The organism is Lentzea sp. NPDC006480 (genome assembly GCF_040611995.1).
In the GTDB taxonomy this organism is placed as follows: Bacteria; Actinomycetota; Actinomycetes; order Mycobacteriales; family Pseudonocardiaceae; genus Lentzea.
This window is the reverse complement of the sequence record NZ_JBEXPJ010000021.1, coordinates 39103-64651: the sequence shown is the minus strand read 5'-3', so window position 1 is coordinate 64651 and position 25549 is coordinate 39103. Positions and strand designations below refer to the sequence as shown.

Annotated in this window: 24 protein-coding genes; 15 read left to right on the top strand and 9 right to left on the bottom strand. The window is 68.9% G+C overall.

Translation table 11 applies throughout. The features are described from left to right. The first annotated feature begins 45 nt into the window (after positions 1 to 45). Both ABZX92_RS11620 and ABZX92_RS11615 read left to right on the top strand, forming a co-directional pair. The gene (locus tag ABZX92_RS11620; protein WP_355556841.1) at positions 46 to 414 is read left to right on the top strand and encodes a heavy metal-responsive transcriptional regulator; all 369 of its coding nucleotides are present in this window, start codon (positions 46 to 48) and stop codon (positions 412 to 414) included. A 214-nt stretch (positions 415 to 628) separates the two neighbouring features. After that, on the top strand, positions 629 to 1450 hold the full coding sequence (locus tag ABZX92_RS11615) for a radical SAM/SPASM domain-containing protein (protein ID WP_355556838.1): 822 nt from the start codon (positions 629 to 631) through the stop codon (positions 1448 to 1450). Here ABZX92_RS11615 and cpt read toward each other — a convergent pair. After that, positions 1425 to 1994 (bottom strand): chloramphenicol phosphotransferase CPT, encoded by a 570-nt coding sequence (cpt, locus tag ABZX92_RS11610; RefSeq protein WP_355556836.1) that lies wholly within the window; start codon positions 1992 to 1994, stop codon positions 1425 to 1427. The genes ABZX92_RS11615 and cpt overlap by 26 nt on opposite strands. A gap of 152 nt (positions 1995 to 2146) precedes the next feature. Here cpt and ABZX92_RS11605 point away from each other — a divergent pair, with 152 nt between their 5' ends. The 3 genes from ABZX92_RS11605 to ABZX92_RS11595 are packed head-to-tail and all read left to right on the top strand — an operon-like array spanning position 2147 to position 4610. Further along, positions 2147 to 2803, top strand: coding sequence for a DedA family protein (locus tag ABZX92_RS11605; protein ID WP_355556833.1), 657 nt, complete (start codon positions 2147 to 2149; stop codon positions 2801 to 2803). 26 nt (positions 2804 to 2829) lie between these two features. Then, positions 2830 to 3978 carry a histidine kinase gene (locus ABZX92_RS11600; RefSeq protein ID WP_355556830.1) on the top strand — a complete coding sequence of 383 codons (1149 nt, stop codon included), beginning with the start codon at positions 2830 to 2832 and terminating at the stop codon, positions 3976 to 3978. Beyond that, the gene (locus ABZX92_RS11595; RefSeq protein WP_355556827.1) at positions 3966 to 4610 is read left to right on the top strand and encodes a response regulator transcription factor; all 645 of its coding nucleotides are present in this window, start codon (positions 3966 to 3968) and stop codon (positions 4608 to 4610) included. The genes ABZX92_RS11600 and ABZX92_RS11595 overlap by 13 nt, the downstream gene beginning before the upstream one ends. Here ABZX92_RS11595 and ABZX92_RS11590 read toward each other — a convergent pair. Continuing rightward, the gene (locus ABZX92_RS11590; protein WP_355556824.1) at positions 4607 to 5926 is read right to left on the bottom strand and encodes an NAD(P)-binding domain-containing protein; all 1320 of its coding nucleotides are present in this window, start codon (positions 5924 to 5926) and stop codon (positions 4607 to 4609) included. The two genes, ABZX92_RS11595 and ABZX92_RS11590, sit on opposite strands and share 4 nt — an antisense overlap. A gap of 97 nt (positions 5927 to 6023) precedes the next feature. Here ABZX92_RS11590 and ABZX92_RS11585 point away from each other — a divergent pair, with 97 nt between their 5' ends. The 6 genes from ABZX92_RS11585 to ABZX92_RS11560 all read left to right on the top strand — a co-directional run bounded on the left by ABZX92_RS11585 (position 6024) and on the right by ABZX92_RS11560 (position 10935). Beyond that, entirely contained in the window at positions 6024 to 6980 is a 957-nt protein-coding gene (locus tag ABZX92_RS11585; RefSeq protein WP_355556821.1) for an ATP-binding cassette domain-containing protein, read from the top strand. Beyond that, positions 6977 to 7777 carry an ABC transporter permease gene (locus ABZX92_RS11580; RefSeq protein ID WP_355556818.1) on the top strand — a complete coding sequence of 267 codons (801 nt, stop codon included), beginning with the start codon at positions 6977 to 6979 and terminating at the stop codon, positions 7775 to 7777. Before ABZX92_RS11585 ends, ABZX92_RS11580 begins: the two co-directional genes overlap by 4 nt. A 48-nt stretch (positions 7778 to 7825) precedes the next feature. Continuing rightward, positions 7826 to 8500 (top strand): hypothetical protein, encoded by a 675-nt coding sequence (locus ABZX92_RS11575; RefSeq protein ID WP_355556815.1) that lies wholly within the window; start codon positions 7826 to 7828, stop codon positions 8498 to 8500. Between the two features lie 10 nt (positions 8501 to 8510). Continuing rightward, entirely contained in the window at positions 8511 to 9689 is a 1179-nt protein-coding gene (locus tag ABZX92_RS11570) for an RtcB family protein (protein WP_355556812.1), read from the top strand. A 69-nt stretch (positions 9690 to 9758) separates the two neighbouring features. Next, on the top strand, positions 9759 to 10346 hold the full coding sequence (locus ABZX92_RS11565; RefSeq protein WP_355556809.1) for a hypothetical protein: 588 nt from the start codon (positions 9759 to 9761) through the stop codon (positions 10344 to 10346). Beyond that, positions 10339 to 10935, top strand: a complete 597-nt coding sequence (locus tag ABZX92_RS11560; protein ID WP_355556806.1) for a hypothetical protein — start codon at positions 10339 to 10341, stop codon at positions 10933 to 10935. The genes ABZX92_RS11565 and ABZX92_RS11560 overlap by 8 nt, the downstream gene beginning before the upstream one ends. Before the next feature lie 59 nt (positions 10936 to 10994). Here ABZX92_RS11560 and ABZX92_RS11555 read toward each other — a convergent pair whose 3' ends face one another. From ABZX92_RS11555 to ABZX92_RS11530, 6 genes are all read right to left on the bottom strand, one after another. Beyond that, entirely contained in the window at positions 10995 to 11336 is a 342-nt protein-coding gene (locus ABZX92_RS11555) for a hypothetical protein (protein WP_355556803.1), read from the bottom strand. Between the two features lie 152 nt (positions 11337 to 11488). Next, positions 11489 to 15019 carry a hypothetical protein gene (locus tag ABZX92_RS11550; RefSeq protein WP_355556801.1) on the bottom strand — a complete coding sequence of 1177 codons (3531 nt, stop codon included), beginning with the start codon at positions 15017 to 15019 and terminating at the stop codon, positions 11489 to 11491. A gap of 33 nt (positions 15020 to 15052) precedes the next feature. Continuing rightward, complete coding sequence (locus ABZX92_RS11545) at positions 15053 to 15820, bottom strand: GntR family transcriptional regulator (RefSeq protein ID WP_045309440.1); 768 nt, start codon at positions 15818 to 15820, stop codon at positions 15053 to 15055. A gap of 31 nt (positions 15821 to 15851) precedes the next feature. Continuing rightward, complete coding sequence (locus ABZX92_RS11540; protein WP_355556797.1) at positions 15852 to 16685, bottom strand: glutamate ABC transporter substrate-binding protein; 834 nt, start codon at positions 16683 to 16685, stop codon at positions 15852 to 15854. A 147-nt stretch (positions 16686 to 16832) separates the two neighbouring features. Further along, on the bottom strand, positions 16833 to 19490 hold the full coding sequence (locus tag ABZX92_RS11535; RefSeq protein WP_355556794.1) for a GNAT family N-acetyltransferase: 2658 nt from the start codon (positions 19488 to 19490) through the stop codon (positions 16833 to 16835). Between the two features lie 6 nt (positions 19491 to 19496). Beyond that, the gene (locus ABZX92_RS11530) at positions 19497 to 20669 is read right to left on the bottom strand and encodes an acetoin utilization protein AcuC (protein ID WP_355556792.1); all 1173 of its coding nucleotides are present in this window, start codon (positions 20667 to 20669) and stop codon (positions 19497 to 19499) included. Between the two features lie 185 nt (positions 20670 to 20854). Between ABZX92_RS11530 and ABZX92_RS11525 the strand changes: the two genes are divergently transcribed. Continuing rightward, positions 20855 to 21454: a hypothetical protein gene (locus ABZX92_RS11525; RefSeq protein WP_355556789.1), complete on the top strand. Its 600-nt coding sequence runs from the start codon at positions 20855 to 20857 to the stop codon at positions 21452 to 21454. Positions 21455 to 21721: 267 nt separating this feature from the next. Here the strand turns inward: ABZX92_RS11525 and ABZX92_RS11520 are convergent, their stop codons facing one another. Continuing rightward, positions 21722 to 22609 carry a sulfurtransferase gene (locus ABZX92_RS11520; protein ID WP_355556788.1) on the bottom strand — a complete coding sequence of 296 codons (888 nt, stop codon included), beginning with the start codon at positions 22607 to 22609 and terminating at the stop codon, positions 21722 to 21724. A 78-nt stretch (positions 22610 to 22687) separates the two neighbouring features. On the opposite strand from ABZX92_RS11520, the gene ABZX92_RS11515 reads away from it, so the two are divergent. Genes ABZX92_RS11515 through galE form a run of 3 tightly spaced genes read left to right on the top strand, consistent with a single transcriptional unit; the run spans position 22688 to position 25548 of the window. Next, on the top strand, positions 22688 to 23380 hold the full coding sequence (locus ABZX92_RS11515; protein WP_355556785.1) for a metal-dependent transcriptional regulator: 693 nt from the start codon (positions 22688 to 22690) through the stop codon (positions 23378 to 23380). Next, on the top strand, positions 23377 to 24549 hold the full coding sequence (galK, locus tag ABZX92_RS11510; protein ID WP_355556782.1) for a galactokinase: 1173 nt from the start codon (positions 23377 to 23379) through the stop codon (positions 24547 to 24549). The genes ABZX92_RS11515 and galK overlap by 4 nt, the downstream gene beginning before the upstream one ends. Before the next feature lie 36 nt (positions 24550 to 24585). Beyond that, on the top strand, positions 24586 to 25548 hold the full coding sequence (gene galE, locus ABZX92_RS11505; protein WP_355556779.1) for a UDP-glucose 4-epimerase GalE: 963 nt from the start codon (positions 24586 to 24588) through the stop codon (positions 25546 to 25548). Position 25549 lies beyond the last annotated feature (1 nt).

The window sequence follows — 25549 nt, the reverse complement described above, 5'->3', positions numbered from 1 at the left end:
GCGCGCTTGACTTTGGAGTGCGGTCACAGGTTTAGCGTTGGGTGCATGAGAGTCGCCGAGCTCGCACGTCAGGTCGGGGTCCGGCCCGACACCGTCCGGTATTACGAGCGCGCGGGCCTGCTCGCGCCGCCGCCGCGCACTTCGTCGGGGTATCGGCAGTACCCGTCCTCGGCCGCGGACCGGATCCTGTTCATCCGCGACTGCCAGCGCCTCGGCCTGACGTTGCGCGAAATCTCGTCGTTGCTGGAAGTCCGCGACACCGGCGAATGCCCGTGCGAACCGGCCGAGCAGCTGCTGCGCCGGCACATCGCCGAGATCGACGCGGAGATGGAACGGCTCGCGCGACTCCGTTCGGACCTGGTGGACATGGTCGGGACCGACTGTTCACCGTTGTGCCCGCCTGAGGGGAGGTGATCGGGAATGGACGACTGCTGCACGTGTTGCGACTGCTGCTGACCGACGACTGATCAGTCGGTTCACACCAATCCGGCGAGGCGCCCGCCGGATTCGTGTCGCAAACATGTCACCCGTTCAACAGCAGCCCGATGTTTAAACGAATTCACCAGCTCCATTCGCGACTCGCCGGGGCAAGATGGTCATCGCACGGCGACGTCCAGGGGAGCGGGACATGACCGACCTGCGTTTCGCATGGCTCGAGATCACCGGCAGATGTCAACTGAGCTGCACGCACTGCTACGCGGACTCCGGCCCGCGCGGCACGGACGGCGTGCTGCGAACATCCGACTGGTTCCGCGTCATCGACCGGCTCGCCTCACTGGGTGCGCGGTCGGTTCAGTTCATCGGCGGCGAACCGACATTGCACTCCGATTTACCCGCGTTCGTGGACCGGGCCCTGGATGCCGGTCTCGGGGTCGAGGTGTTCAGCAATCTCGTGCACGTCGGCCCGCGTCTGTGGGACACGTTCTCCCGTCCCGGAGTGCGCCTGGCGACGAGCTACTACTCCGACTCCGCTGCCCAGCACGAGGCCATCACCGGCCGGCGCGGCAGCCACGCGCGCACCCGAGCCAACATCGCCGAGGCCGTCAGCCGCGACATCCCGTTGCGCGCCGGAGTCATCGATGTCAGCTCCGCCGACGTCATAGGCCGGCAACGCACACACGCCGCTCGCGATGAGCTTTCTCGTCTCGGCGTCTCCTCGGTGGGCGTCGACCGCCTGCGCGGGGTCGGCCGCGGCGCAAACGCTTCACCTGGGCCTGACCAGCTGTGCGGGCGCTGCGGACACGGTGCCGTCGCCATCTCCCCCACCGGCGACGTCTGGCCGTGCGTGTTCGCCCGCTGGATCTCGCTCGGCAACATATTGGATACGGATCTTGGGACGATCCTGGCGACCGTGACTGTCGCTTCCGCTGGCGCGTCGACCGCCAGCTCGTCCTGCTGGCCTCAAGGCGGCGGCTCGTGCGCCCCTAACGACGATCCGCCGCGCCCGTGACCCTTGCCGCAACCGTTTCCGCGATCGCCTTGGCGGACTCGACGGCCTCGGTTTCCGTGGTGTCGACCTCGACGTCGTAGCTCATCCCCCGGTGCACCAGCTCGGCCTGCACCGCGGCCATCCCGGCGACCCGATCGCCTCGCGCGAGCTCCCGGCCGGCGGCGACGTCGGCGTCACACCTCACCCCGACCCACAGCACCTCAAGGCCCCGCAAGACCTTCTCCCACCGCTGACGCGACTCGATCCCGCCGAGGAACACGTCGTCCACGATCACCCGCGCCCCCGCGCGAACCATCGCGGCGACCCCTTCCATCCACGCGTCCTCGAGCAACCGGAACTCGGCCCCGACGGTGACCTCGCCGTCGTCCGCGAACCCGATCCCGCCGGCCCCGAGCTGCAACCGCGGCGGCATCACGTCGATCAACGTGTCGACCCCGATCGCCAGCCACGCCTCCGGCAACACGGCCTGCAGACACCGCGCGATCCCCGACTTGCCGGAGCTCGACCCGCCGTTGAGAACGATCACCTGAACCGTCGAAGCCACGCCACGACCGTACCTGCGGGGGTGCGGTCTTCCTCAGTACGACGCATGCGGACGACCGCAGTGAATTGGGCGGTCTTCTTCATGGTGCGACCCAAAATGAACCGGATAAATTCTGGATCACCTGCCAGAAATCATTTTTGGGGAGTTCACCGATGTTTCTTCTTGGGGTACCCGACGCGCACGAACCGGCCGGAGGACTCGCCGGCTGGGCCGTCGATCTCATGGGTTCGCTCGGCGGTCCCGGCGCGGCGCTCGTGGTGGGGCTCGACAACCTCTTCCCCCCGATCCCGAGCGAGATCGTGCTGCCGCTCGCGGGCTTCTCCGCGAGCAAGGGCGTGTTCAGCCTGGTGGAGGCGCTGATCTGGACCACGGCGGGATCCGTCTTCGGCGCCGTGGTCGTGTACCTCGCCGGAATGCTGCTCGGCCGCGACCGCGCCCGCGGGCTCGTGGCCAGGATCCCTCTCGTCAAGGTCTCGGATTTCGACAGGACCGAGCAGTGGTTCGCGAAGCACGGTTCGAAAGCGGTTTTCTTCGGCCGCATGATTCCGCTGTTCCGCAGTTTCATCTCGTTGCCCGCCGGCGTGGAGAGGATGAACTTCGCGAAGTTCCTGTCGCTGACGACGCTCGGCAGCCTGGCGTGGAACACGGTGTTCGTCGTCGCGGGCTACCTGCTCGGGGCGAACTGGTACCTGGTCGACGAGTACGCGGGTGTCTTCCAGCAGGTCGTGGTCGGCGCGGTCGTCGTGGCCACCGGGTGGTTCGTGATCACCAGGCTGCGCAACCGGAGGTCAGTGGATGCCCGCAAGTGACCAACGCTGATGGCTACGCTGCGGAGGTGCTGGTCGACAGTGGTGACCTGCTGCGCCGCGCCACGCGCCGGACGGCCGGGCTGGGGATCGGGGGCGTCAGCGCGTTCGCCGAGCTCGCCTTCCTGATCTGCGTGCTGCCCACGCTGACGGTGCCACCGGCGCGGCCGGCGATCTTCACCGCGGCGAGGGCGTTCGCCGAGTTCGAACGCCGGAGGATCGAGCGCTACCACGGCCTGCGCACCGCCGGGGAGTACTCGGGCGAGCGAGCGCTGCGGTACCTGGGTGTCCGCTGGCTGGTCGGCGGACTCGGCGCGGGCGTGCTGGTGCTGATTCTCCTCGGTGCGGTGTCCGCGCTGGTCATGGTGTGGCAGATGGTGGCCACCGGAGACACGATCGGTGCCGGCGAGGACAAGATGAGCTGGTACGACCCGATCACCTTCGTCCTGTTCGGCACGCTGCTGGTGTTCGTCACGCTGCAGGGCCTGCTCGGCGTGGAGAACCTCGACCGCGTCCTGGCGAGCCACTTCCTCGGCCCCACCCCGCAGGAGGTGTTGCGGCGCCGCGTCTCCGAGCTCACCGTCAGCCGCGCCGAGGTGGTCGAGGCGATCAACGATGAGCGCCGGCGGATCGAACGCGACCTGCACGACGGCGTGCAGCAGCGCATGGTCGCGCTCGGAATGCTCCTCGGCCGCGCGAGCCGCCGCCCGGACCAGGCCGCGCGACTGCTGGAGCAGGCCCGCGAAGAGGCCGGGCGGGTGCTGCTCGACCTGCGCGAGGTGACCTGGCGCGTGTACCCGGTCGCGCTCGACAGCGACGGCCTGCACGCCGCCCTCGAGTCGCTGGCGGAACGCTCCGGCGTGCCCGTCCACCTGCGCTACGAGCTCGTCGAACGGGCTCCGAGCACCGTCGAGATCCCCGCGTACTTCGTCGCTTCGGAAGCCGTGACGAACGTCAGCAAGCATGCCGGCGCCACCCGGATCGATCTTTCGGTCACCCGTGCGGGCACCATGGTCGTCGTGCGGATCGAGGATGACGGGACCGGCGGCGCCGACCCGTCCGGCAGCGGACTCTCCGGTCTGGCCAGGCGGGTGGCCGCGGTCGACGGGGTGTTCACCGTCGACAGCCGGCCGGGTGGCCCGACCGTGATCACCGCGGAGCTGCCGTGCGCCTGGTGATCGCCGAGGACTCGACCCTGTTGCGCGAGGGCCTGATCCGCCTGCTGGCCGAGGAGGGCCACGAGGTGCTGGCCGCCGTCGGCGACGCCACCGCGCTGCTCGAGCAGACCGGGAAGCACCGTCCGGACCTGGTGCTCACCGACGTCCGGATGCCGCCGACGCACACCGACGAGGGCCTGCGGGCGGCGCTGGAGATCCGCCACCGCTGGCCGGGGACCGGTGTCCTGGTGCTGTCGCAGTACGTCGAGAAGCGCTATGCCACCGAACTGATCGCCACCGGCGGCGGTCGCGTCGGCTACCTGCTCAAAGATCGCGTGCTGGAGGTCGGTGAGTTCCTCGACGCGCTGGAACGCGTGGCCGCGGGCGGCGAGGCGTTCGACCCGGACGTGGTCCGCGCGCTGATCACCCGCAGCACGCACACCGACCCGCTGGCCCGGCTCACGGCGCGGGAACGCGACGTGCTGGAGAAGATGGCGCAGGGGCACAGCAACCCCGGTGTCGGCCAGGCGCTCGGCATCTCGCGCAGCGCCGTGGAGAAGCACGTCAACGCGATCTTCGACAAGCTGGACCTCACCGACAGCGCCGCCTACAGCAGGCGTTCGCTCGCGATCGTGCGCTACCTGCAGGGCTAGCGTCGGGCGGCACCTGCGCGGCGTTCCTCCGCCAGCTCGCGCAGATACCCGAGGAAGTCGACCTCCAGCGTGTGCCGCTTCGACTTCACGTACCGGCTCCGCAGCGACTCCCGGTACGAGGTGATCTCCGCCTTCATCTCCGGCACCGGAGGCAGCGCGGCGGCCCCGGACACGAGATCGGCGATCCACTCGGACTGAGCCTCGGCCAGCGGCATGATCGCTCCCAGGGGCTGGATCAACCCGAGGAAGTACAGCCCGGGATGCGCGGGGTCCACGACCCGCCGGTAGAGCGACACCTCGTTGTCGGCGGAGGACACGGCCGGGAACGCGGCCGCGTCCAGGAACGGGAAGTCGACCTTGTAGCCGGTGCAGTAGACGATGACGTCCACGTCCTCCCGGCTGCCGTCGGCGAACACCACGCCGGTCCCGTCCAGCCGGGCGATGTTCGGCTTCACCGTGATGTCGCCGTGCCCGAGCCGGGTCAGCAGATCGTCGGACACGGTCGGGTGCGCCGCCAGAATCCCGTGCGCGGGCTCGGGCAGCCCGTAGGACGAGAGCTTCCCCCGAGCCAGCCGCAACATCGCCCGCAGGGACAACGCCTGCAGCCAGGCGGGCGCGAACCGGGCGAGCGGCGAGGTCGTCAGGTGGTCGGTCGGCATCCCGAACAGGTACTTCGGCATGATGTGCGCGCCACGCCGCATGGCCAGGAAAGTCCGGGAAGAGATCCGGGACGACTCGACGGCGATGTCGCACGCGGAATTGCCGATGCCGAGGACCAGCACCTTCTTCCCCTCGAATCGCTCCGGCGTCTTGTAGAAGTGCGCGTGCATCTCCTCACCGGAGAACGATCCGGGAAACGCGGGCTCGGGCAGACGCGGCGACCAGTGATGACCGGAAGCGACGATGACCGAGCGGTACGAAACAGAACTTTCGGCACCCGTATCGCGATCGCGTGTGGTGACCGAATAACCACCGGACGCGACGGAAACCGAAACGACTTCGGTCCGGAACCGGATGCGGTCGCGGAATCCGTGGTGCTTCACGAAGTCGTCGAAGTACTCGGCGATCTGGAAGTGCGACGGATAGGCGGGCAGCCGAGACGGCATCGGGAAGGACTTGAACTCCATCATCTGCCGCGAGGTGTTGATGTGCAGCGAGCGATAGGCGGACGACATGCCGTTGTCGTTGAGGTAGCGCCAGTTGCCGCCGATCTCGGACCCGGTCTCGTAGCAGTCGTAGTCGATGCCGCGGGCGCTGAGCACCTGACATGCGGCGATGCCGGAAGAGCCTGCCCCGATGACACACACGCGGTCCATGACGCTGAAGTATTTTCACGTTCAATCCGCATGTCAATCACCCGAGGCAGGGCGCGAATCGGACGAAATTGTCAGACCCGGAGGTCATGATGCGCCCATGACAGACGCGATCGTGGCCGAAGGCCTGGTCAAACGCTACGGGTCGGTCGTCGCCCTCAACGGCCTGGACCTGCGAGTCGAGGAAGGCACCATCATGGGCCTGCTCGGCCCCAACGGTGCCGGTAAGACGACGGCCGTGCGGGTGTTCACCACCCTGCTCGACGCCGACGAGGGCAGCGCGACCGTCGCCGGGCTCGACGTCCGCAAGAACGCCGACGAACTGCGCAGGAGCATCGGGCTCTCCGGTCAGTACGCGGCCGTCGACGACAACCTCACCGGGTTCGAGAACCTCGACATGGTCGGCCGTCTGTACCACCTCGGCCGCGCCAGGAGCCGCGAGCGAGCCCGCGAGCTGCTCACCCGGTTCGACCTCGAAGACGCCGCCGACCGCCCGGTGAAGGGCTACAGCGGCGGTATGCGCAGAAGGCTCGACCTCGCCGGCGCGCTCGTCGCGAAGCCGAGCGTCCTGTTCCTCGACGAACCCACCACCGGCCTCGACCCGCGATCGCGCCTAGGCATGTGGGACGTCATCGAGGAGCTCGTGAAGGGCGGCACGACCGTTCTCCTCACCACCCAGTACCTCGAAGAAGCCGACCGCCTCGCCGACCGGATCGCCGTGATCGACCGGGGCAGGGTGATCGCCGAAGGCACCGCCGACCAGCTGAAGGACCAGGTGGGCGGCGAACGTCTCGAACTCTCCGTCGCGACGACGCAGGAGCTCGCCACGGCCAGGTCCGCGCTCGCCGACCTCGCCGTCGGGCCGCTGGAGTCCGACGAACGCCAGCACCACCTCACTGTGCCGGTCACCGGCGGGTCGACGGTGCTGGTGGAGGCGATCCGGCGGATGGACGCCGAGTCGGTGAAGGTCCTCGACATCGGCCTGCGCAGGCCGACGCTCGACGACGTGTTCCTGACCCTGACCGGCCACCACGCCGAGGACGAGGAGGAGAAGTGAAGCTGCTCCAAGCACTCGCGGACGGCTCGGTCGTCGCCAAGCGCAACCTGATCAAGATCAGGCGCGTGCCGGACCTGCTGGTGTTCTCGACCGCGGCGCCGATCATGTTCGTGCTGCTGTTCACCTACGTCTTCGGCGGCTCGATCGAGATTCCCGGCATGGACTACCAGGAGTTCCTGATGGCCGGGATCTTCGCGCAGACCGTGCTGTTCGGCGCCACCATCACCGGCAGCGGCCTGGCCGAGGACATCACCAAGGGCATCATCGACCGGTTCCGCTCGCTGCCGATGGCCCGCTCGGCGGTCCTGGTCGGCCGCACCACGTCCGACCTGGTCAACAACGCGCTGGTCATCGTCATCATGATGATCACCGGCGTGATCGTCGGCTGGCGCATCCACTCGTCACCGCTGGAGGCGCTCGCCGCGGTCGGGATCCTGCTGCTGTTCGCCTACGCGTTCTCGTGGGCGATGGCGTGGATCGGGTTGCTGGTGCGCAGTCCCGAGGTGTTCAACAACGCGAGCTTCATCTTCATCTTCCCGATCACCTACATCGCGAACACGTTCGTGCAGGCGGAGAAGCTGCCGTCGGTGCTGCGCCACATCGCCGAGTGGAACCCGGTCTCGGCCGTCACGCTGGCCGCCCGTGAGCTGTTCGGCAACACCTCTCCCCTGCAGCCGGCGCCGGACGTGTGGCCGCTGCGGCACCCGGTGCTCGCGTCACTCGGCTGGGTGGTGGTCTTCCTGCTGATCTTCGTTCCGCTGGCCAACTACCAGTACAAACGCGCAGTGGCCCGCTGAGTGGAACGGGGTATGCCGCACGACTCCAGGACCAATACGTTGTGCCCCATGCGAAAGCTTCTGGTGGCAGTCACGTCGGTACTGGCGATCACGGTCTCCACGGGCACGGCGGCGGGCGCACCGCTGCCGTGCCCGGAGATCTTCGCGACGAACAACACCGCGATCATCACGGATCCGGGCGACCCGCGCCTGCAGGACAAGCTGGTCAAGTTCGACCGCGAGGTCCGCGGCATCGTGTTCGCGAACGGCGGCCTCACCACCCGCTCCACGCTGCTCGACGGCGTGTTCTGGTCAGGTGATCTGCAGCAGACGACGTTCGAACGCTCCCGCAAGTTCGACGTCACCCTCGGCGAGGAAAGCCTGCGCCACACCGCATCGACGATCAGCAAGCAGTTCAGGCAGGAGTCGGTGCTGACGTTCCGCTTCCTCGCCGCGAACTCGCCGAAGGTCGACGCCGTCCAGGTCGAGTTCGACGGCATCACCGCGCAGCAGGTCCGCGACGGCCTGCTGAAGGACGCGGTCGCGCGCGAGAAGCTCGGCGGCGGCAGCGTCACGTTGCAGAACAAGGCGATCCTCATCGCGGACGTCAACGACCTGCCGACCGTGCGCGCATTCGTCGGCAACCTCGGTGGCGACATGAGCAAGGCCAAGGTGCGCAAGGGCGCGTGGGAGTTCGTGAGTGCGGAGGAAACTCCTTTGTGGAACAAGCAAAACGCGGCCTAACCTCGTAGCCATGGCAGCAAACCTCGTCCGCGGCAGGAACGTGGACATCCGCATGTGGACTCGGCCCGACGAGGTCGAGGAGTTCGCCATGCAACAGCTTCAGAACATCTCCGCGCTGCCGTGGGCCGTCAAGCACATCGCCGTGATGCCGGACGTGCATTACGGCAAGGGCGCCACGGTGGGGTCGGTGATCGCGTTGCGCGACGCCGTCTCCCCCGCTGCCGTCGGCGTGGACATCGGCTGCGGCATGACCGCCGTGCGCACCTCGCTCACGGCGAGCGACCTGCCGGAGACACTGCGTGGGCTGCGGTCGCGCATGGAGGCCAAGGTTCCCGTCGGATTCGGGCAGCACAAGGCGACCGCCTTCACCGAACGGGACGCGTCCGACTGGGCGCCGTTCTGGAGGAAGTTCGACGACCTCACGCCCGCCGTGAAGGCGCGTGCCGACAAGGCGTTGCACCAGATGGGCACGCTCGGCGGAGGAAACCACTTCCTCGAGGTCTGCCTGGACACCGACCAGAACGTGTGGGTCATGCTGCACTCCGGATCGCGTGGCATCGGCAACGAGCTGGCGCAGCACCACATCGCGGTGGCGCGCACGCTCGCGCACAACGCCGAGCTGCCGGACCCGGACCTCGCCGTGTTCCTCGCCGGCACGCCGGAGATGGCGGCGTACCGGCACGACCTGTACTGGGCGCAGGACTACGCACGCCGTAACCGCGCGGTCATGCTGCGTCTGGTCTGCGACGTGCTGCGCACCGAGTTCCCGCACGTCCGGTTCGAGGAGCCGATCTCGTGCCACCACAACTACGTGGCCGAGGAGACGCACTTCGGTGAGGACGTGCTCGTGACCCGCAAGGGCGCGATCCGGGCCGGACGCGGCGAGCTGGGCATCATCCCGGGCTCGATGGGCACCGGCTCGTACATCGTGCGCGGTCTCGGGAACCCGGACTCGTTCGAGTCGGCGTCGCACGGTGCCGGCCGGAGGATGTCGCGCAACAAGGCCCGCAAGACGTTCACCACCAAGGATCTCGCCGACCAGACAAGTGGTGTCGAGTGCCGCAAGGACTCCGGCGTGGTGGACGAGATTCCGGGCGCCTACAAGGACATCGACACCGTGATGGCGAACCAGTCCGACCTCGTCGAGATCGTCGCGAAGCTCAAGCAGGTGGTTTGTATCAAGGGTTGATGTTTTCATTGTGAGCACGTGGGAAGCCTCCAGACAGCTAGAGACATTTGCCTGTCTTGGAGGTTTTCCATGTCAACGGGCGCCATCATCGCCCTGGTGGTCGCGATTCTCGTGGTGCTGGTGGTCCTCGCCTTCGTGCTGAGGCCCGCCATGCAGCGCAAGAAGCTGCGCGACCGCTTCGGCCCCGAGTACGACCGCGCGGTCTCGGACAGTGACAGCAGAACCGCCGCGGAGAAGGAGCTCGCCGAGCGGGAACACCGCCACAGCGAGTTCGACCTGAAGCCGCTTTCCCCGTCGGCGCAGGACAGTTACCGCCGGCACTGGGCAGACGTGCAGGCCAAGTTCGTCGACTCGCCGGACAAGGCGATCGCGGACGCCGACCGACTGGTCACCGATCTGATGGCCGAGCGCGGCTACCCCACCGAGGGTTACGAGGCGCAGCTGAGCGTCCTGTCGGTGGAACACGCTCGCACGCTCGAGCACTACCGCAAGGCGCACGACATCTCCGAGCGCCAGGAGATCGGCGAGGCGAGCACAGAAGACCTGCGCACCGCGATGGTGCACTACCGCGAGCTGTTCACCGACCTGCTCGAACACGGGGCGGGTCCGCGCAAGGACCGTGAAACCGCCTCGCGGAAGGAGAAGACGGATGTCTGAGACGCCCACCCACGCGGCGGTTCCCACGCCGGCAGCCACTCGGCCGCAGCAGACGGAACGGCAGGGAGAGGGGCGCGCGGAAGACCGCACGCCGTCGACCGACCGCATGCCGCAGCAGTCGCAACGCACTGACCTGCGCACTGACCAGCGTGCCGAGCAGCGTGCCGAGCAGCGCAGCGATCAGCGCGGTGCAGAGCGTGCCGAGCAGCGTGCCGACCAGCGCGGTGCTGACCGTGCCGAGCAGCGCGATGAACAACGCAATGAGCAGCGCGAGGAACGACGCGGCGAAGAGCGTTCGGAACAGCGCCCTGAACACCAGCGCGTCGACCAGCAGCGCACCGAGGCACAGCGCCCGTCCAGCAAGCTCGAGGACGAGTGGAAGGCCGTGCAGTACGAGTTCGTCGACGACCCGAAAGCGGCCGTGCGCAAGGCGGACGACCTCGTGAAGCGGGCGATCGAGGAGCTCACCACCCGTCACCGTTCACTCGCGAAGCAGCTCGAGGGGAACGGCGACCAGCAGACAGAGGACCTGCGACTGGCCCTCCACCGTTATCGGGAACTCTTCAAGTCGCTCGTCGCTGCCAAATAGGAATCGCAGCCCCGGCGCCGTGGCCGTAACAGGTGACGGCGCCGGCTGGCACGTCCGCGCTAGCTGGGCAGCTCGCGGATCTCCATCTCCAGCACGTCGATCTCGTCGCTGATGGCCTCGTCGAGCATGTCGTCCAGCAGCTTGCGGCACTCCGTCGACCCGCATCGCGGCAGCCCCGCGCCGAACCGCGGCACCTGCTCCCACCACACCGCCGGGTTGTTCCAGAACGACCCGGAACCCTGATCGACACCTTCGAGGCAACGCAGCTTCTGGTCGCTCTCCGGAAGAGCCCGCACGAACTCGATGAACAACGCCAGCGCGTCGTGATTGCTCACCGGGACCGCGCCGTAGCCGCGCAGGCAGTCCTCGAGCTCAGCGAGGAACTCGGCCTTGAAGGACACGGCACACCCCCGCTCTTCCGCCCCGTTGCGGTCATCCTGAGTTCGTAGCACCAACAATACCTCCGCGACTTGAACGGGAAACGAGTGCGAACGGGCGGTATCTTCCTGCGCGCAAAAGAGGTCCGGTGACCCGCAGTCACTTCGCCGAACCGTTACGCGCCCTCGTGGGCGACGTATCGAGACACCAGGAAACCGTTGTCCAGCTTGACGATCTGGCCCACGACCAGCTTGTCGGCCGGGTCCGCGCCGGACAGGCCGCTCGCGCCGGGAGGGGCGAACGTCAGCCTCCCGGACGCGCCCGGGAAGTCACTCAAAGTGCGCAGCTCGTCGAATACCTCTTCTCGTGACGCCCCAACGCGAGTTGACCGGGCGACGACGCTGACGGCGTCATAAGCGAGAAGAATGTGTCCGTTGGGGCCCGAAAGGAAAGCCTTCCTCGCATGTCGCTTCTGCGCGGCCTCGTAGGTGGTGAAGAACTGTTGCGTCGGCTGGGGAATCGGCTCGCTGCCGGGCGTCCACGCGAACGTCGTGAAGTAGAGCCTGCCGTCGGCGAATCGTTTGATGTCTTCCAGATCCGTGAAGTTCGTCGTCTCGAGCTGCGTCAGGTCGTCGCCGCCGAACACCACCGGGTCGGTGCAGTTGCTTCGGCTCAGCTCGGTCAGCAGCCCGCCGACCTCCGCCGTGCGGCCCGTGTAGAGGATGAGCGGGTTCGGCGACTTCTGACAGATCGTCTTCACCACGCTGCCGAGCTGCGCCGCCACCTCCTTCGCCGTGTCGTCGTAGTCGTGGATTTCCGGCCTGAGCACGTCTTGGAACTCCTCGGCGAGATCCGAGCTGTACTCGTCCCCGGCGCTGCGCATGAGGTGCAACGGGCGGCCGCGCAACGCTTCGGTCCGGTCGATGATCCGCGCTGCGACCTGGGCCTGGCGCTTGTTGGACGGCGCGACGCGGAAGAAGTAGGGCTTCGGGCTGAAGTGCGTCGACGACAACGACGAGCCGACCATCGGGATGCCGTTCGGGTGTTCCTTCGCCGGCCCCAGGATGCCGAGCGCGGACAACGTCGTGGCGCGGCTCTGCCCTAGGCCGGTCACGGCGACCACGTTCGGATCGCGCTCGGCATAAGCGCGGATCTCTCCCGCGACCCTCTCCGCGTACTTGGACTCGCCGCCCAGGTTCGCGAGAACCAGACGCACCAACGGGTTGCGGCCCAGCCCGTCCAGCTGGTTCCAGTCGCGCTGGGCCAGATACGCGCCACGCAGCTCGTTCACGCCGGCGGACAGGTCGCGCTTCACCCGCTCGTTGGAGCTGAGCATCGTGGCGACGACGATGGTGACGACGCTGCGGTCCTGCACCTTGGCGGCGCGGTCGTTCTCCTCGGCGATGAGCTTGGCGAGCTCCTCGACCTCGGCGTCGTCGTTGTTCTGCAGCGCCGGGTCACCGTAGGCGAACCTGCCCGGTTTCTCGCTCAGGCCAACGCATTGGACACCATCCATTTTGGACAGATGCGGTTTCCTTCCCGCGAGGTCCGCGACGAGCTCGCGGGGTTCGTAAATGCCATAACGCAAGCAGTTGTTGCTCGTCTGGAGATAGAAAGCCGCTCCGTACAAGACGAGCAGCGTGACGACGAGGTAGACGGCCACGCGGCGCAACGAAGTACGGCCGGGCCAACGCCGTGGGTACGGGTACTGGGTGATGCTGGACGAGCGCGGCAGCGACACCGGAGGCGAGGCGGGTGTGTTGTGTTCGAGCGCGCGTTTCGTTGTGCGGTAGGCGGTCAGGCGTTCTTCGGCGCCGTGGAGATCCTGGTGGGTGCGCAACACCCGGTCGTACATCTCGACCGTCGGGCGCACGATCCGGCTGCGAGAGCGCAGTTCCCAGGTCGCGATGACGGCGTCTTCCAACTGGCCGGTCTCCGGTCGCACCACCCGGTCGTAGCGACGGTGGAGATTGCGCTTCGTCCCGGTGCGCAGGCGTTCCCACCACGTGATGGGCTGGTCCTCGTACTCCGGTTCGCCCTCACCAGGCGGCATCGGGGCCTCGGCGATCGCGGCCAGTTCGGCGATCCAGCGGTCGCTGCGCTCGTCCACGTGCGGACGCAGGCGATGCGCGACGAGGTGGACTTCGCCGAGCGCGAGTGCGTGGTACAGCGCGTCTTCGCGTTGCCCGAGGCTGTCGTAGCGCTCCTTCAGCAGCCGGTGGACGTTCACGTGCGAGAACGGCTGGCCTTCGGGAACCTCGCGAAGCCTGCGCGCCAGAAGGTCGCGCAAAAGGGGATGCAGTACGAAGTTCTCGCCCTGCTGGCTGACGAAACTGAGCTGCGCCAACAGAGCGCGCATGTTCTCCGCCGACCACGTCGAGGGCAGCAGTGCGCGGATCACGTGCCGGTCGAGCAGGCGTGGCGCGGCCAGACGGGCGAAGATCTCGCGCGCCGCCTCGCGCTCCGGCATTTCCTCGGCACCCGGAATCCGTTGGAAGAAGCGGAGAAGCAGGTAGTCGCCGACCGTGGCGTCCTGGAACGTCGTGGTCTCGTCGACCGGCAGCCGTTCGTCGAACACGGAGCGCACCGACGGCAGCACCTGGTCGCGCGCGAACACGAACTGCACCAGCTGGATGGCGAGCCGCACGGCGAGCGGGTGGCCGTGCGTGACCTCGTGCAGCTCCTCGACGAGCGCCTCGGACTCGACCGTGCTGTTGCGGGTGCGGTTCCACTCGGCGAGGAACTGCCGCGTCTGCGCCGGCGTGAACGGTTCGAGCCGCACCGGCTTGAACACCGGGGAGTCGGGCAAGGCAGGAGCCGACTGCTTGGTGGCGATGACCAGCAGCGGCACGTGCGGTTCCTGGGCGCGGCGTTCGGCCAGCAGGCTCAGGAAGTCGGTGGCGCGCGCGGCGGGGCGCGGCCGTTTCGGTGGCAGATAGGAGTCGATGCCGTCGAGGAGGTCGGCGCCGTCGAGCAGCAGCAGGCTGTTCATCCTGCGGTAGCGGCGGAACCGGTAGGCGGCGGTGATGTCGGCGAGGAACGCGGCGACGAGCAGCCGGTCGATCTCCAGCGTGTCGCCGGCGCGGTTGAGGCTCCACATGTGCACGAGCGCGGCGTCGAACTTCGGCCGTCCGACGTAGTTCTCGAACCACCTCAACGCACTCGCGACGCGTGGCCCGCCCAGCAGCCACCGCAACGGCCGCGGTGCGACGACGGAAAGTCCGATGAGCCACAGGAGAAGCGGCCTGAGGACCTTCCCGAGGCCTTGCGCGGGCGGCAGCACCTCGACGACCTCGGCGGCGTCGGCGACCGCGACGAGCCGGGTCATCTGCTTGGCGGCGAGCTCACGGGCGCGGTGGTGCGGGTCGTCGGTGGGCTCGTTGTGCAGCGCGAGCCGGGCAAGGTCGTAGCGCGGCAACCGCATCCGGCCGAACTCGGCGTGCCGGTAGGAGCGCAGCTGCTCGGCGGCGACGTCGAGGATGTCCTTGCAGGAACGGGAGCCGGCCTTGTCGAGGTCGACCCTGGCCGTCGGCGCGTCCCGGTAACGCCTCCGGACGTGGTCGAGCAGCGACGTCTTGCCGCTGCCACCGGGGCCGAACGCGACGATCACCGGCAGGGTGGCGCGTTTCCTGCGTTCCACCAACGACTCCACCAACGCGGTGATGTCGTCTCTCCCGACGAGCCCGATCTCCGGTTCCAGCGCCATGATCCTCAGACGCTGGCGGGGCTGGTTCTGTTCCTAACGATCCGCGTGCAAACGGGCGACAAAGCTGAACCTGTCGCCGCGGTACAGCGAACGGGCGCGTTCGATCGGGTGACCGTCCACGTCGTAGGACACGCGGTGCAGCAGCAGCATCGGCAGCGCGGGGTTCGTGCCGATCAGCAACGCCTCGCGGGGCGTGGCGAGGACCGTCTCGACGCGTTCCTCGGCCTCGGCGAACCGGACGCCGAGCCGTTCGGTGAGGCACGCGTAGAGCGACCCGCCGGGGTCGAGCTTCTCCAGGAGGTCGGGGAAGCGGCGCAGGCTCAGGTACGTCGACTCGAGGCCGATGCGCTCGTCGTCGGCGAGCAGCACGCGTTCGAGGTGCACGACCGGGTCGCCCGGTTCGAGCATCAGGTCGCGCGAGAGCCCCTCGTCGGCGCTGATCTCCTCGATCGTGATCACCGTGCGGGTCGGCTCGACGCCCTGACGGCGCATGCCCTCGGTGTAGCTGACCAGCGACAACGGCTGGACGAGCTTCGGCGGCGCGACGAACGTGCCGCTGCCCTGGCGGCGGATCAGCTTGCCTTCGAGCACCAGTTCGCTGACGGCCTGACGGAGCGTGACGCGCGACACGGAGAACCGTTCGGCGAGCTCTCGTTCGGACGGCAGGACGGTACCTTCGCCGAGGTTCTCGACGAGGTCGAACAGCTCGGCCTTGACCGCGTAGTAGCGCGGGACACGGCCGTGTTCTGGGATGCCCGCGCGAACGGGTCGATCAGCGCGGTGCGGCGGCACTCGGTTCACGTGGCGTGAGCATACGTCACACCTTGTGTGATCAGGGGGCCAGCTTCGGCGGGTCGGGGATCTTGTAGCCGGAAGATCCGATGTTGGCCTCCAGCGACTTGCGCCAGGCACCCGTGTCGATCATCTTCTGCAGCGCGGCCTGGACCTTGGACTTGCTGGTCGGGTCGTCGCGGTGCAGGCCGACGCCGTACTCCTCCTTGCTGAACGGGTCGCCGACGACCCGCAGCAGCTCGGGGTTCTGGGCCGCGTAGCCCGCGAGCAGGACATCGTCGGTGGTGACGGCGTCGACGTTGTTGGCCAGCAGCGCCGTGACGCAGTCGCTGAACTTCGCGTACTCGACCAGGTTCACGTCCTTGGCGAACTGGTCGCGCACGTAGGCGGCGGACGTCGAGCCGGCGGTGGAGCACAGGCGCAGGCTGGCGTTGAGCGACTTCGGGCCGTCGATGCGGGTCTCGTTCATGCGCACCAGCAGGTCCTGGCCGGCGACGAAGTACGGGCCGACGAAGTCGATCAGTTCCTTGCGCTTGTCCGTGATCGAGTAGGTGGAGACGACGAGATCGGCCTCACCGCTGGTCAGGAGCGTCTCCCGGTTACCGGGCTGCGCTTCCCTCCAGGTGATGTTCTTCTCCTCCACGCCGAACTCGTTCGCGATGTACTTGGCGACGTCGACGTCGAACCCGCGGTAGCTGCCGTCGAGCCTGCGCACCGCCATGCCGGGCTGGTCGTACGAGACGGCGATGGTCAGGCGGTCGTTCTTGCTGGCCCTGCCGACGATCGTGTTCTCGTCGGCGCTCGCGCACGAGGAAAGGAGCAGCACAGCCGCACTTGTTGTCGCCAGCAGGCGGAGGAGCGCTCTCGGCGTCATTCGTCCCTCTTACAGCACGGAATCACGGGCATACGCCAGCGCATCATCGGTGACGCTGCTGGGCGATGCCGGGAAACCTAGGCGGCGATCGGACGCATGTCCATACCCCGGAGCGAATGAGACGACGGAATCGTTGCCGTACCCCGATCAGCGCAAGCGGCGCGGACCGGCGTCGTGCAGGGACGGAGGTGGGCCGATGACGATGCGCGCGCTGCTGACGAAAGCCCCTGCGGCAGAAGCAAGAACGGGTTCCAGCTTGAGTGAGCGGACCTCCGGGAGGTCCTCCGCCAGTGCGGCCAAACGGAGTATCAGTTCCTGAAGTGCTTTCAGGTCCGCGGGTTCGTCGCCGCGGTAACCGGTGAGCAGCGGGGCGGCTTTCGGTGCGGCAACGAGTTCCGCCGCGTCGGTGTCGGTGAGGGGTACCGCCCGGTAGGCGCGGTCGCCGAGGAGGTCGCTCACGAGACCGGACAGTCCGAACCAGACCAACGTGCCGAAGCTCGGGTCGTCCTGCAGGCCGAGGACGCAGCTGACTCCCTTGGGCGCCATGCGTTGCACGTACACGCCCGGTTTGCCGCTCAGTTCCGCGAGGTCGTGGTATGCCGCCTTGACCGATTCTTGTTGCGCGATGTCCAGTCTGACGCCGACGAGATCCGTGCGGTGGCGGAGGCGTTCGGTGGTGGCCTTCATGGCGACCGGGTAGCCGAGCTCGTCGGCGGCTTTCGCTGCTTCCTCGGCGCTGTGGGCGATGCGGAACGGGACGACGTCGATGCCGTAGCAGTCCAGCAGTTCGACGGCCTTGAGGTCGTCCAGCAGCCGTTCGGACTCCGGGTTGTCCACAATGGACCGGGCGCGTTCGGTGTCGATGCCTTCCGGGCGCGTGAAGTGGCCTTGGGGTGCGGCGCGCCAGCGGGCGTAGCGGATGACGCGGGCGAGGGCGAGCACGGCGCGTTCGGGACTGGCGTAGCTGGGGATCGAGCCTCGTCCGGGCATCCTGAGCTCCTCCGGGATGCCTTCAACGGCGAGGAACGTGGAGACGATCGGTTTCGTGCCGTGCGCGGCTTCCTTGAGTGCGCGCGCATAGGCGGCGCCGGGAACGGCGATCGGTGGCACGAACACGACGACGAGGGCGTCCGTGTCCGGCCGGTTGAGCGCCTCCTGGACGGCCTTGGCGAACTCCTCCGGGGTGGCCTGGGCGCCGACGTCGACGGGGTCGCCCGCGAGGTCCAGGTCCTGGGCGAGGAGGGTGTCGGCGGCGAGCAGGCCGATGGCGGTGGAGTTGCCGACGACGGCGACGCGCTTGCCCTTGGGCAGCGGCTGGTGGGCGAGCAGGAGCGCGGTGTCGAACATCTGGGCCAGCGTCTCGACCCTGATCACGCCGGCCTGCTCGAACAGCGCCTGGACGCTCGCCTCGTCGACCTTCGCGGCGGTGGCGGCGAGGCCGGGGACGACGGCGTGGCGGCCGGACTTGACCGCGACGATGGGCTTGGTGCGGCCGAGCCTTCTGGCGAGTCTCGCGAACTTGCGCGGGTTGCCGAACGACTCCAGGTAGAGCAGGACGACGTCGGTGGCGGGGTCGGTCTCCCAGTACTGCAGCAGATCGTTGCCGGAGACGTCGGCGCGGTTGCCCGCCGAGACGAACGTGGAGAGCCCGAGACCCCATCCGGCGGCGTTGGCCAGGATCGCGGTGCCGAGGGCGCCGGATTGGCAGAAGAAGCCCGCACGGCCTCTCGTGGGGAGCTTCGGGGCGAGGCTCGCGTTGAGCCTGACCTTGGGGTCGAGGTTGAGCACGCCGAGCGCGTTCGGGCCGACGACACGCATGCCGTGCGCTCTCGCCTCGGCCGCGAGCCTGCGTTCGGCTGACAGCCCGTCCGGACCCGTCTCGCCGTAGCCGCTGCTGACGACGACGAGCGCCTTCACACCCTTGGCCAGGCACGCGTCCATGACCTCGTCGACGCTGGCAGCGGGGACGGCGACGACGGCGAGATCGACGTCGTCGGGGATGTCGAGCACGGTCGGATAGGCCCGCACCCCCCGGACCGCGCGGTGCTCGGCGTTGACCGGGTAGACGGGGCCGTTGAAGTCGGCTTCGAGGAGGTTCTTGAGGACCGCGTGGCCGATCTTGGTGGGGTCGGTGGACGCGCCGATGACGGCGACACTTTTCGGGTGCAGCAGGTTGTGCACGCTGCGGGCCTCGGCGGCCTGCTCGCGGGCCCTGGCGACGGCGACGGACTCGTCGGTCGGGTCGATCGCGAACTCCAGGTGCAGCACGCCCTCCTCGAACGCCCTGCTGACCTGGTAGCCGGCGTCGCGGAACACCCGGACCATCTGCCCGTTCTCCGCCAGCACCTCGGCCTCGAACCGCACGAGTCCGACCTCTTTCGCGGCGGCCGCGAGATGCTCCAGCAGGATGCTGCCCAGCCCTCGCCCCTGGTGCCCGTCCTCGACGACGAACGCGACCTCGGCCGACTCTCCCCGGCGATCATCACCTGGGAGCCGGTCGAACCTGCCGACCGCGACGATGTCGTCGCCGAGCAACGCGATCAGCGCCACCCGGTCGTGGTGGTCGACGGTGCTGAACCGCTCGAGGTCGCGCTGCGGGATCCGCGGGTAGGGCCCGAAGTAGCGGAAGTACCGCGTCCGCTCGGACAGCCTCCCGTGGAACTCCCGCAGCTTCTCACCGTCGTCCGGCGTGATCGGTCGCAGGTGGACGGTGCCGCCGTCGCTGAGGACGACGTCCGCCTCCCACTGCCGGGGAAAGTCGAACGGATCTCTGCCCGGCGCGACTTCTGGGCCGTTTTCTGGCACTGGATTTCAGTCCCTGGGGTCGTCGGGATCAAGTCCGTGCAACGGGAACACCGCACGGCGCGTGTCGCGGATCGCCTTGTCCACCGGCTCCTCCACGTCGCCGCCCCACGGCTGGTGCCCAGGGTCGCACTCATCCGTCATCGACGCAGGCAACGGCCAGCCGGGTGCGATGCGTGTCGCATGCGCCATCCAGTCCGCGGGCAACGGCCGGTTCGGATCCACATCGCGGTCGAGCACCGTGGCCAGCAGGTGCGTCCACGACCGCGGCACGACCCTGAGCAGCTCGTACCCGCCACCGCCGAGCGCCAGCCACTTGAACCCGTGCTCGTTCACCAGCTCCCGGAACGCCTGGTAGATCGCCCGGTGCCCGTCCACGCTCAGCGACAGGTCCGCGAGCGGGTCCTCCTTGTGCGTGTCCACACCGCACTGCGTGACCAGCACCTGCGGCCGGAACGCCTTCAGCAACGCCGGCACCGTCGCGTGAAACGCCCGCAACCACGCCCCGTCCTTCGTCCCCGCCGGCAACGCGACGTTGACCGCCGCCCCCTCGGCTCCCTCGCCACCGACCTCGCCGGCCCACCCGGTCCCCGGCCACAGGCTCATCGGATGCTGGTGCAACGACACCGTCAACACGCGCGGGTCGTCCCAGAACGCCGTCTGCACCCCGTCCCCGTGGTGCACATCGACATCCACGTACGCAATGCGCTCCACTCCGTTGCGCAACAGCCACTCGATGGCCACCGCACAGTCGTTGTAGACGCAGAACCCAGCCGCGCTGTCGGGCATCGCGTGGTGCAGCCCACCGGCGATGTTGACCGCCCGATCCGCCTCACCGGACGCAATGGCCCGCGCCGCCGCCAGCGACCCGCCCACCACCAACGCCGAAGCCTCGTGCATCCGCTCGAACACGGGATTGTCCGGCGTCCCCAGCCCGTGCCCGACATCCCACCCGGCCGTGGGCGCAGCCTGCACCGCACTCAAATACCCGGGCTTGTGCACCAACTCGATCTCTTCATCGCTGGCCGCCTCAGGCACCCGCAGCTCAACGCCCTCGAGCACTCCGAGCGCCGTCGCGAGCCGCACGGTGAGATCGAGCCGGACAGGATTCAGCGGATGGTCGCCACCGAGGTCGTACCCGAGGAAGGACCGATCCCAGACAACAGCGGCTGGCTTACCCATGCCCAGCAACCTACCCACCGATCGGCCCAACCGGTGATCACGTCCCTGAGGGTCACATCTCGGTAGCCCGTTCACCGCCACCCCGTGCCCAGCCAACCGATGCCGCCTACAGTGCCCACTCGCGAGCCCGCCCCACCGGCACGCACCCGCGGAACCATTCCCATCGAACAGGGGTCAGAGGCGACATGCACCTGCGAGCAGCGGCAATCCTCCTATCGCTGACCCTGACCCTCGCCGCCGTCACGGGCTGCAGCGAGCAGATCAAGGGCGCCGCCTCGGCCGACCCCAACGCCGCCGAGGCCCCCGCGACCACCACCCCGAAGAAGCCGTCCACCAGCACCTCGGCCTCCAAGCCGGCCGACCCCACCGCCCCCAAACAACAGGGCGACGTCAAGATCACGACCAAGAAGAAGGTCACCGGCCTCGAAACCTGCGGCGTCCTCAAAGCCGCTGACATCGAAGCCGCGACCGGCGGCAAGTCCTCGGCGGACGGCGGCTGCATCCACACCACCACCGGCCCCTCGACCGTCATCACCCAGATGGTCACGGTCCCGGACGTGGTGGACCAGGACGGCGAGAAGAAGCAGATCGAAATCGGCGGCAACACCGCCTGGCAGGTCAGCGCCTCCAAAGAGGACTGCCAGGTCACCGTCATGCTGACCGACGACCCGGCCGCCATCACCCCGGCCTTCTCGGTGAGCGTCCTCGCCATCGAGGAACTGGACACCTGCGCCGCGGCCCTGAAACTCGCCACCCAAGGCTTCGAACGCATCCCGAACGCCTGACCCCCACCGGGCCCGACCGCCCTAAGTCACCCGAGCCTGGCCTCCACAAGGCCTACCCACGCCTGGCCCGGCTCGCCAGCCGCCGTAGTTCCGCGTGCGCCGGCCTTGCCGACGCCAGTACTGCCCACATCAGGTCCACCAGCGGCACTTCTTCCCACACCGGCCTGACCAGGCGCCCGTCAGGTCAGGCACCCATCGCGTCAGGCTTCGGTCACAGCAGGCATCGGTCACAGCAGGCATCGGCCGTCACCTCAGGTGGTCGTCACCTCAGGCGCCGGTGGCGACATCCCGGTCCAAGGCGCACCAGTTGGACCACGACCCGGCGTACAGCGCCGCCGGCTTCTCGGCCGATGTGATCCCGGCAACCTCCAGCGCCAGCACGACGGACGAGGCCGTCACACCAGACCCGCAGTACGCCCCCACGGCCACGTCGCTCGACACGCCGATGCCCCTGAACCGCTCAGCCAGCTCGGCCGCACCGAGCCACCGCCCGTCGGCACCGACGTGCCCGGTCGTAGGCGCGTTGAGCGCGCCCGGGATGTGCCCGGCCTTGGGGTCCACCGGCTCGGTCTCACCGCGGTAGCGCGCCGCCGCCCGCGCGTCGAGCAGCACACCCTCCCGCGCCAGCGCCGCCGCCTCGTCCGCGTCCAGCACCGGCATCTGCCCAGGCCGCACCACCACGTCGCCGGCGGCATCACCCACGATGCCGCCCTCTGGATCACCCGCGGCGTCACTCTTCTGGGGCGTGGGCACCTCCGCCGTCACGGGCAAGCCGGCCGCCTCCCACGCGGCGAACCCGCCGTCCAGCACCGCCACCTCGCCGTACCCGGCCCACCGCAGCAGCCACCAGACCCGCGCGGCGACCGAGCCGTCCCCCGCGTCGTACGCCACGACCTGGCCGCCCTCGCGCACGCCCGCGCGGCGCAGCACCTCCTGCAGCTGCCCCGGATCCGGCAGCGGATGCCGGCCGCCGACGCCAGGCGGAGACGACAACTCGGTGTCCAGATCCACGTACACCGCGCCAGGCACGTGGCTGACCTCGTAGTCTTGGCGTCCGGGTGGTCCACCGAGACGCCACCGGACGTCCAGCACGACGGTGGCCGGCCGCGCACTCAGCGCGTCGGAGAGGGCCTCAGGAGTGATCAAGGGATGCACGACTCACATCCTGCACCCGCGCGGACACCTGTGTCCCCCGGCACGACTACCATCGACACCATACGAAGGGGAGCGGGTGTGAACGACCTCATCGACACCACGGAGATGTATCTCCGCACGATCTACGAGCTCGAAGAAGAGGGCGTGGTGCCTTTGCGCGCCCGCATCGCCGAGCGTCTGGGCCAAAGTGGACCGACGGTGAGCCAGACCGTGGGCCGCATGGAGCGCGACGGCCTGGTCGTCGTGGCGGAGGACCGCCACCTCGAGCTCACCGAGCAGGGCCGCAACCTCGCGATCGCCGTCATGCGCAAGCACCGGCTCGCCGAGCGCCTCCTCGTGGACATCATCGGGCTCGAATGGGAGCACGTGCACAGCGAGGCATGCCGCTGGGAGCACGTGATGAGCGAGGCGGTCGAGCGCAAGCTGATCAAGCTGCTCGGCAACCCGACCACCTCGCCCTACGGCAACCCGATCCCCGGCCTCGACAAGCTGGGCGACGGCGAGCCCGCCCCGCCCGCCGAGGCGGACCTGGTGCGCGTCGACGAGGTGGCCCGCCGCGGCGGTGGCCGCGTCGAGGTGCGCCGCATCGCCGAGCACGTCCAGCTCGACCCGGACCTCATGGCCGAGCTGAAGGACGCCGGCGTGGTGCCCGGCGGCACCGTGCAGGTCGAGGCGCTCGGTGGCGCCAAGGTCGTCCAGGTGCGCGGCAACGGCACCGTGGCGGAGCTCGACCCCGCGGTCGCCCACGCCGTCCTGGTGCTCGCCCGGTGACCCAGGCGGCACCGGCGGAGAAGGCGGCCGCGGCGTTCCAGCGCCTGCACGGACGCACTCCCGACGGGGTCTGGTCGGCGCCTGGCCGCGTCAACCTCATCGGCGAGCACACCGACTACAACGACGGCTACGTGCTGCCGTTCGCGTTGCCCCACCGCATCGCGGTCGCGGCGTCGCCTCGCGCGGACGGCGTGCTGACCGTCAGCACGCTCGGCGACGACGGCGGGGTGCAGGGCGCGGACCCGGTCGCGATCGCCGACCTAGTCCCCGGAGCCGTCAAGGGGTGGGCCGCGTACCCCAGTGGCGTCGCCTGGGCCCTGCGGGGGCAGGGGATCGACGTCGGCGGCGGGGCGGACCTCGTCCTCGCGGGCGACGTGCCCGCCGGGGCCGGTCTCTCCTCGTCGCACGCCCTTGAGTGCGCCGTCGCCCTCGCCCTGCTGGGGCTCGCCGGCGTCGACGCCGAGCGCCCCGACATCGCCCGCTGGGTACAGCGTTCCGAGAACGAGTTCGTGGGCGCACCGACGGGCATCCTGGACCAGACGGCATCGCTGTGCTGCGTCGAAGCGCACGCCCTGTTTTACGACGTGCGCTCCGGCAAGTCGGAACAGATCCCGTTCGACGCGGCTGCCAGCGGACTCGAGGTGCTGGTCGTCGACACCCGCGCCAGCCACTCCCACGTCGACGGCGGCTACGGAGCCCGGCGGGCCGGCTGCGAGCGCGCCGCGGGCATCCTCGGCGTCCCCGCGCTGCGCGACGTCGACATCGCCGAGCTCGGCGACACGCTCGTCCGGCTGCCCGAAGAGCTGCGTCCGCTGGTGCGGCACGTCGTGACCGAGAACGACAGGGTCCTGCGCACCGTCGAGCTCCTCCGCGCGGGCGAGCTCGCCGGCATCGGCCCTCTCGTCTCGGCCTCCCACGCGAGCCTGCGGGACGACTACCGGGTCTCCTGCCTGGAGCTCGACGTAGCCGTCGCCTCCGCCATGGCCGCCGGGGCTCTCGGCGCCCGGATGATCGGCGGCGGCTTCGGCGGCTCGGCCATCGCGCTCGTGCCCGTCGAACGGCACGACGAGGTCGAACGGGCCGTGCTCGGCGGCTTCGCCTCGCGCTCGCTCACGCGGCCGAGGCTCTTCACGGCGGTTCCGTCCGCGGGCGCGGGCAGGGACCGGTAGCGAACAACGATCTCGACCAGGAATGCGAGGACTGTGGTGAAGCTGCTCGTCACGGGCGGGGCCGGATACGTCGGCAGCGTGTGCGCCGCCAGGCTGCTCGAAGCCGGACACGAGGTGGTCGTCCTCGACGACCTCTCCACCGGGCACGAGGACGCCGTCCCCGCGGGAGCGCGCTTCGTCCGGGGCGACATCGCCGAGGTGATCGGCGACGTCCTCGCAGAAGGGTTCGACGGCGTTCTGCACTTCGCGGCCAAGTCCCTGGTTGGCGAGTCCATGCAGGACCCCGGCAAGTATTGGACGGGTAACGTCCTTACGGCGATCCGCCTGCTTGATGCGATGAAGGATCACGGCACGCCGAAGCTCGTCTTCTCCTCGACCGCCGCGACGTACGGCGAGCCGCGGGAGGTGCCCATCCCCGAGACCGCGGCGACCGCGCCCACCAACACCTACGGCGCCACCAAGCTGGCCATCGACCACGCGATCACGTCGTACGCCGCCGCGCACGGCCTGGCGGCGACGAGCCTCCGGTACTTCAACGTCGCCGGCGCCTACGGCAGCATCGGCGAGCGGCACGCGACCGAGACCCACCTGATCCCGCTCGTGCTGCAGGTCGCGCTCGGGCAGCGGGAGCACATCTCGATCTTCGGCGAGGACTGGCCCACCGAGGACGGCACCTGCGTCCGCGACTACATCCACGTCACGGACCTCGCGGACGCCCACCTCCTGGCGCTCGACCACGCCACCGCCGGAGAGCACCGGATCTACAACCTCGGCAACGGCCTCGGCTTCTCCGTGAAGCAGGTCATCGACACCTGCCGCGAGGTCACCGGCCACCCGATCCCCGCCGTCGTCGCCCCCAGGCGCGCCGGCGACCCGGCCGTCCTCGTCGCCTCCGCCGAGCGGGCCCGCACGGAGCTCGGCTGGAAGCCCGAGCGCGCCGACCTCACCGGAATCGTCCGCGACGCGTGGGAGTTCACCCGCGCCCGGCACGGAGCCTGAT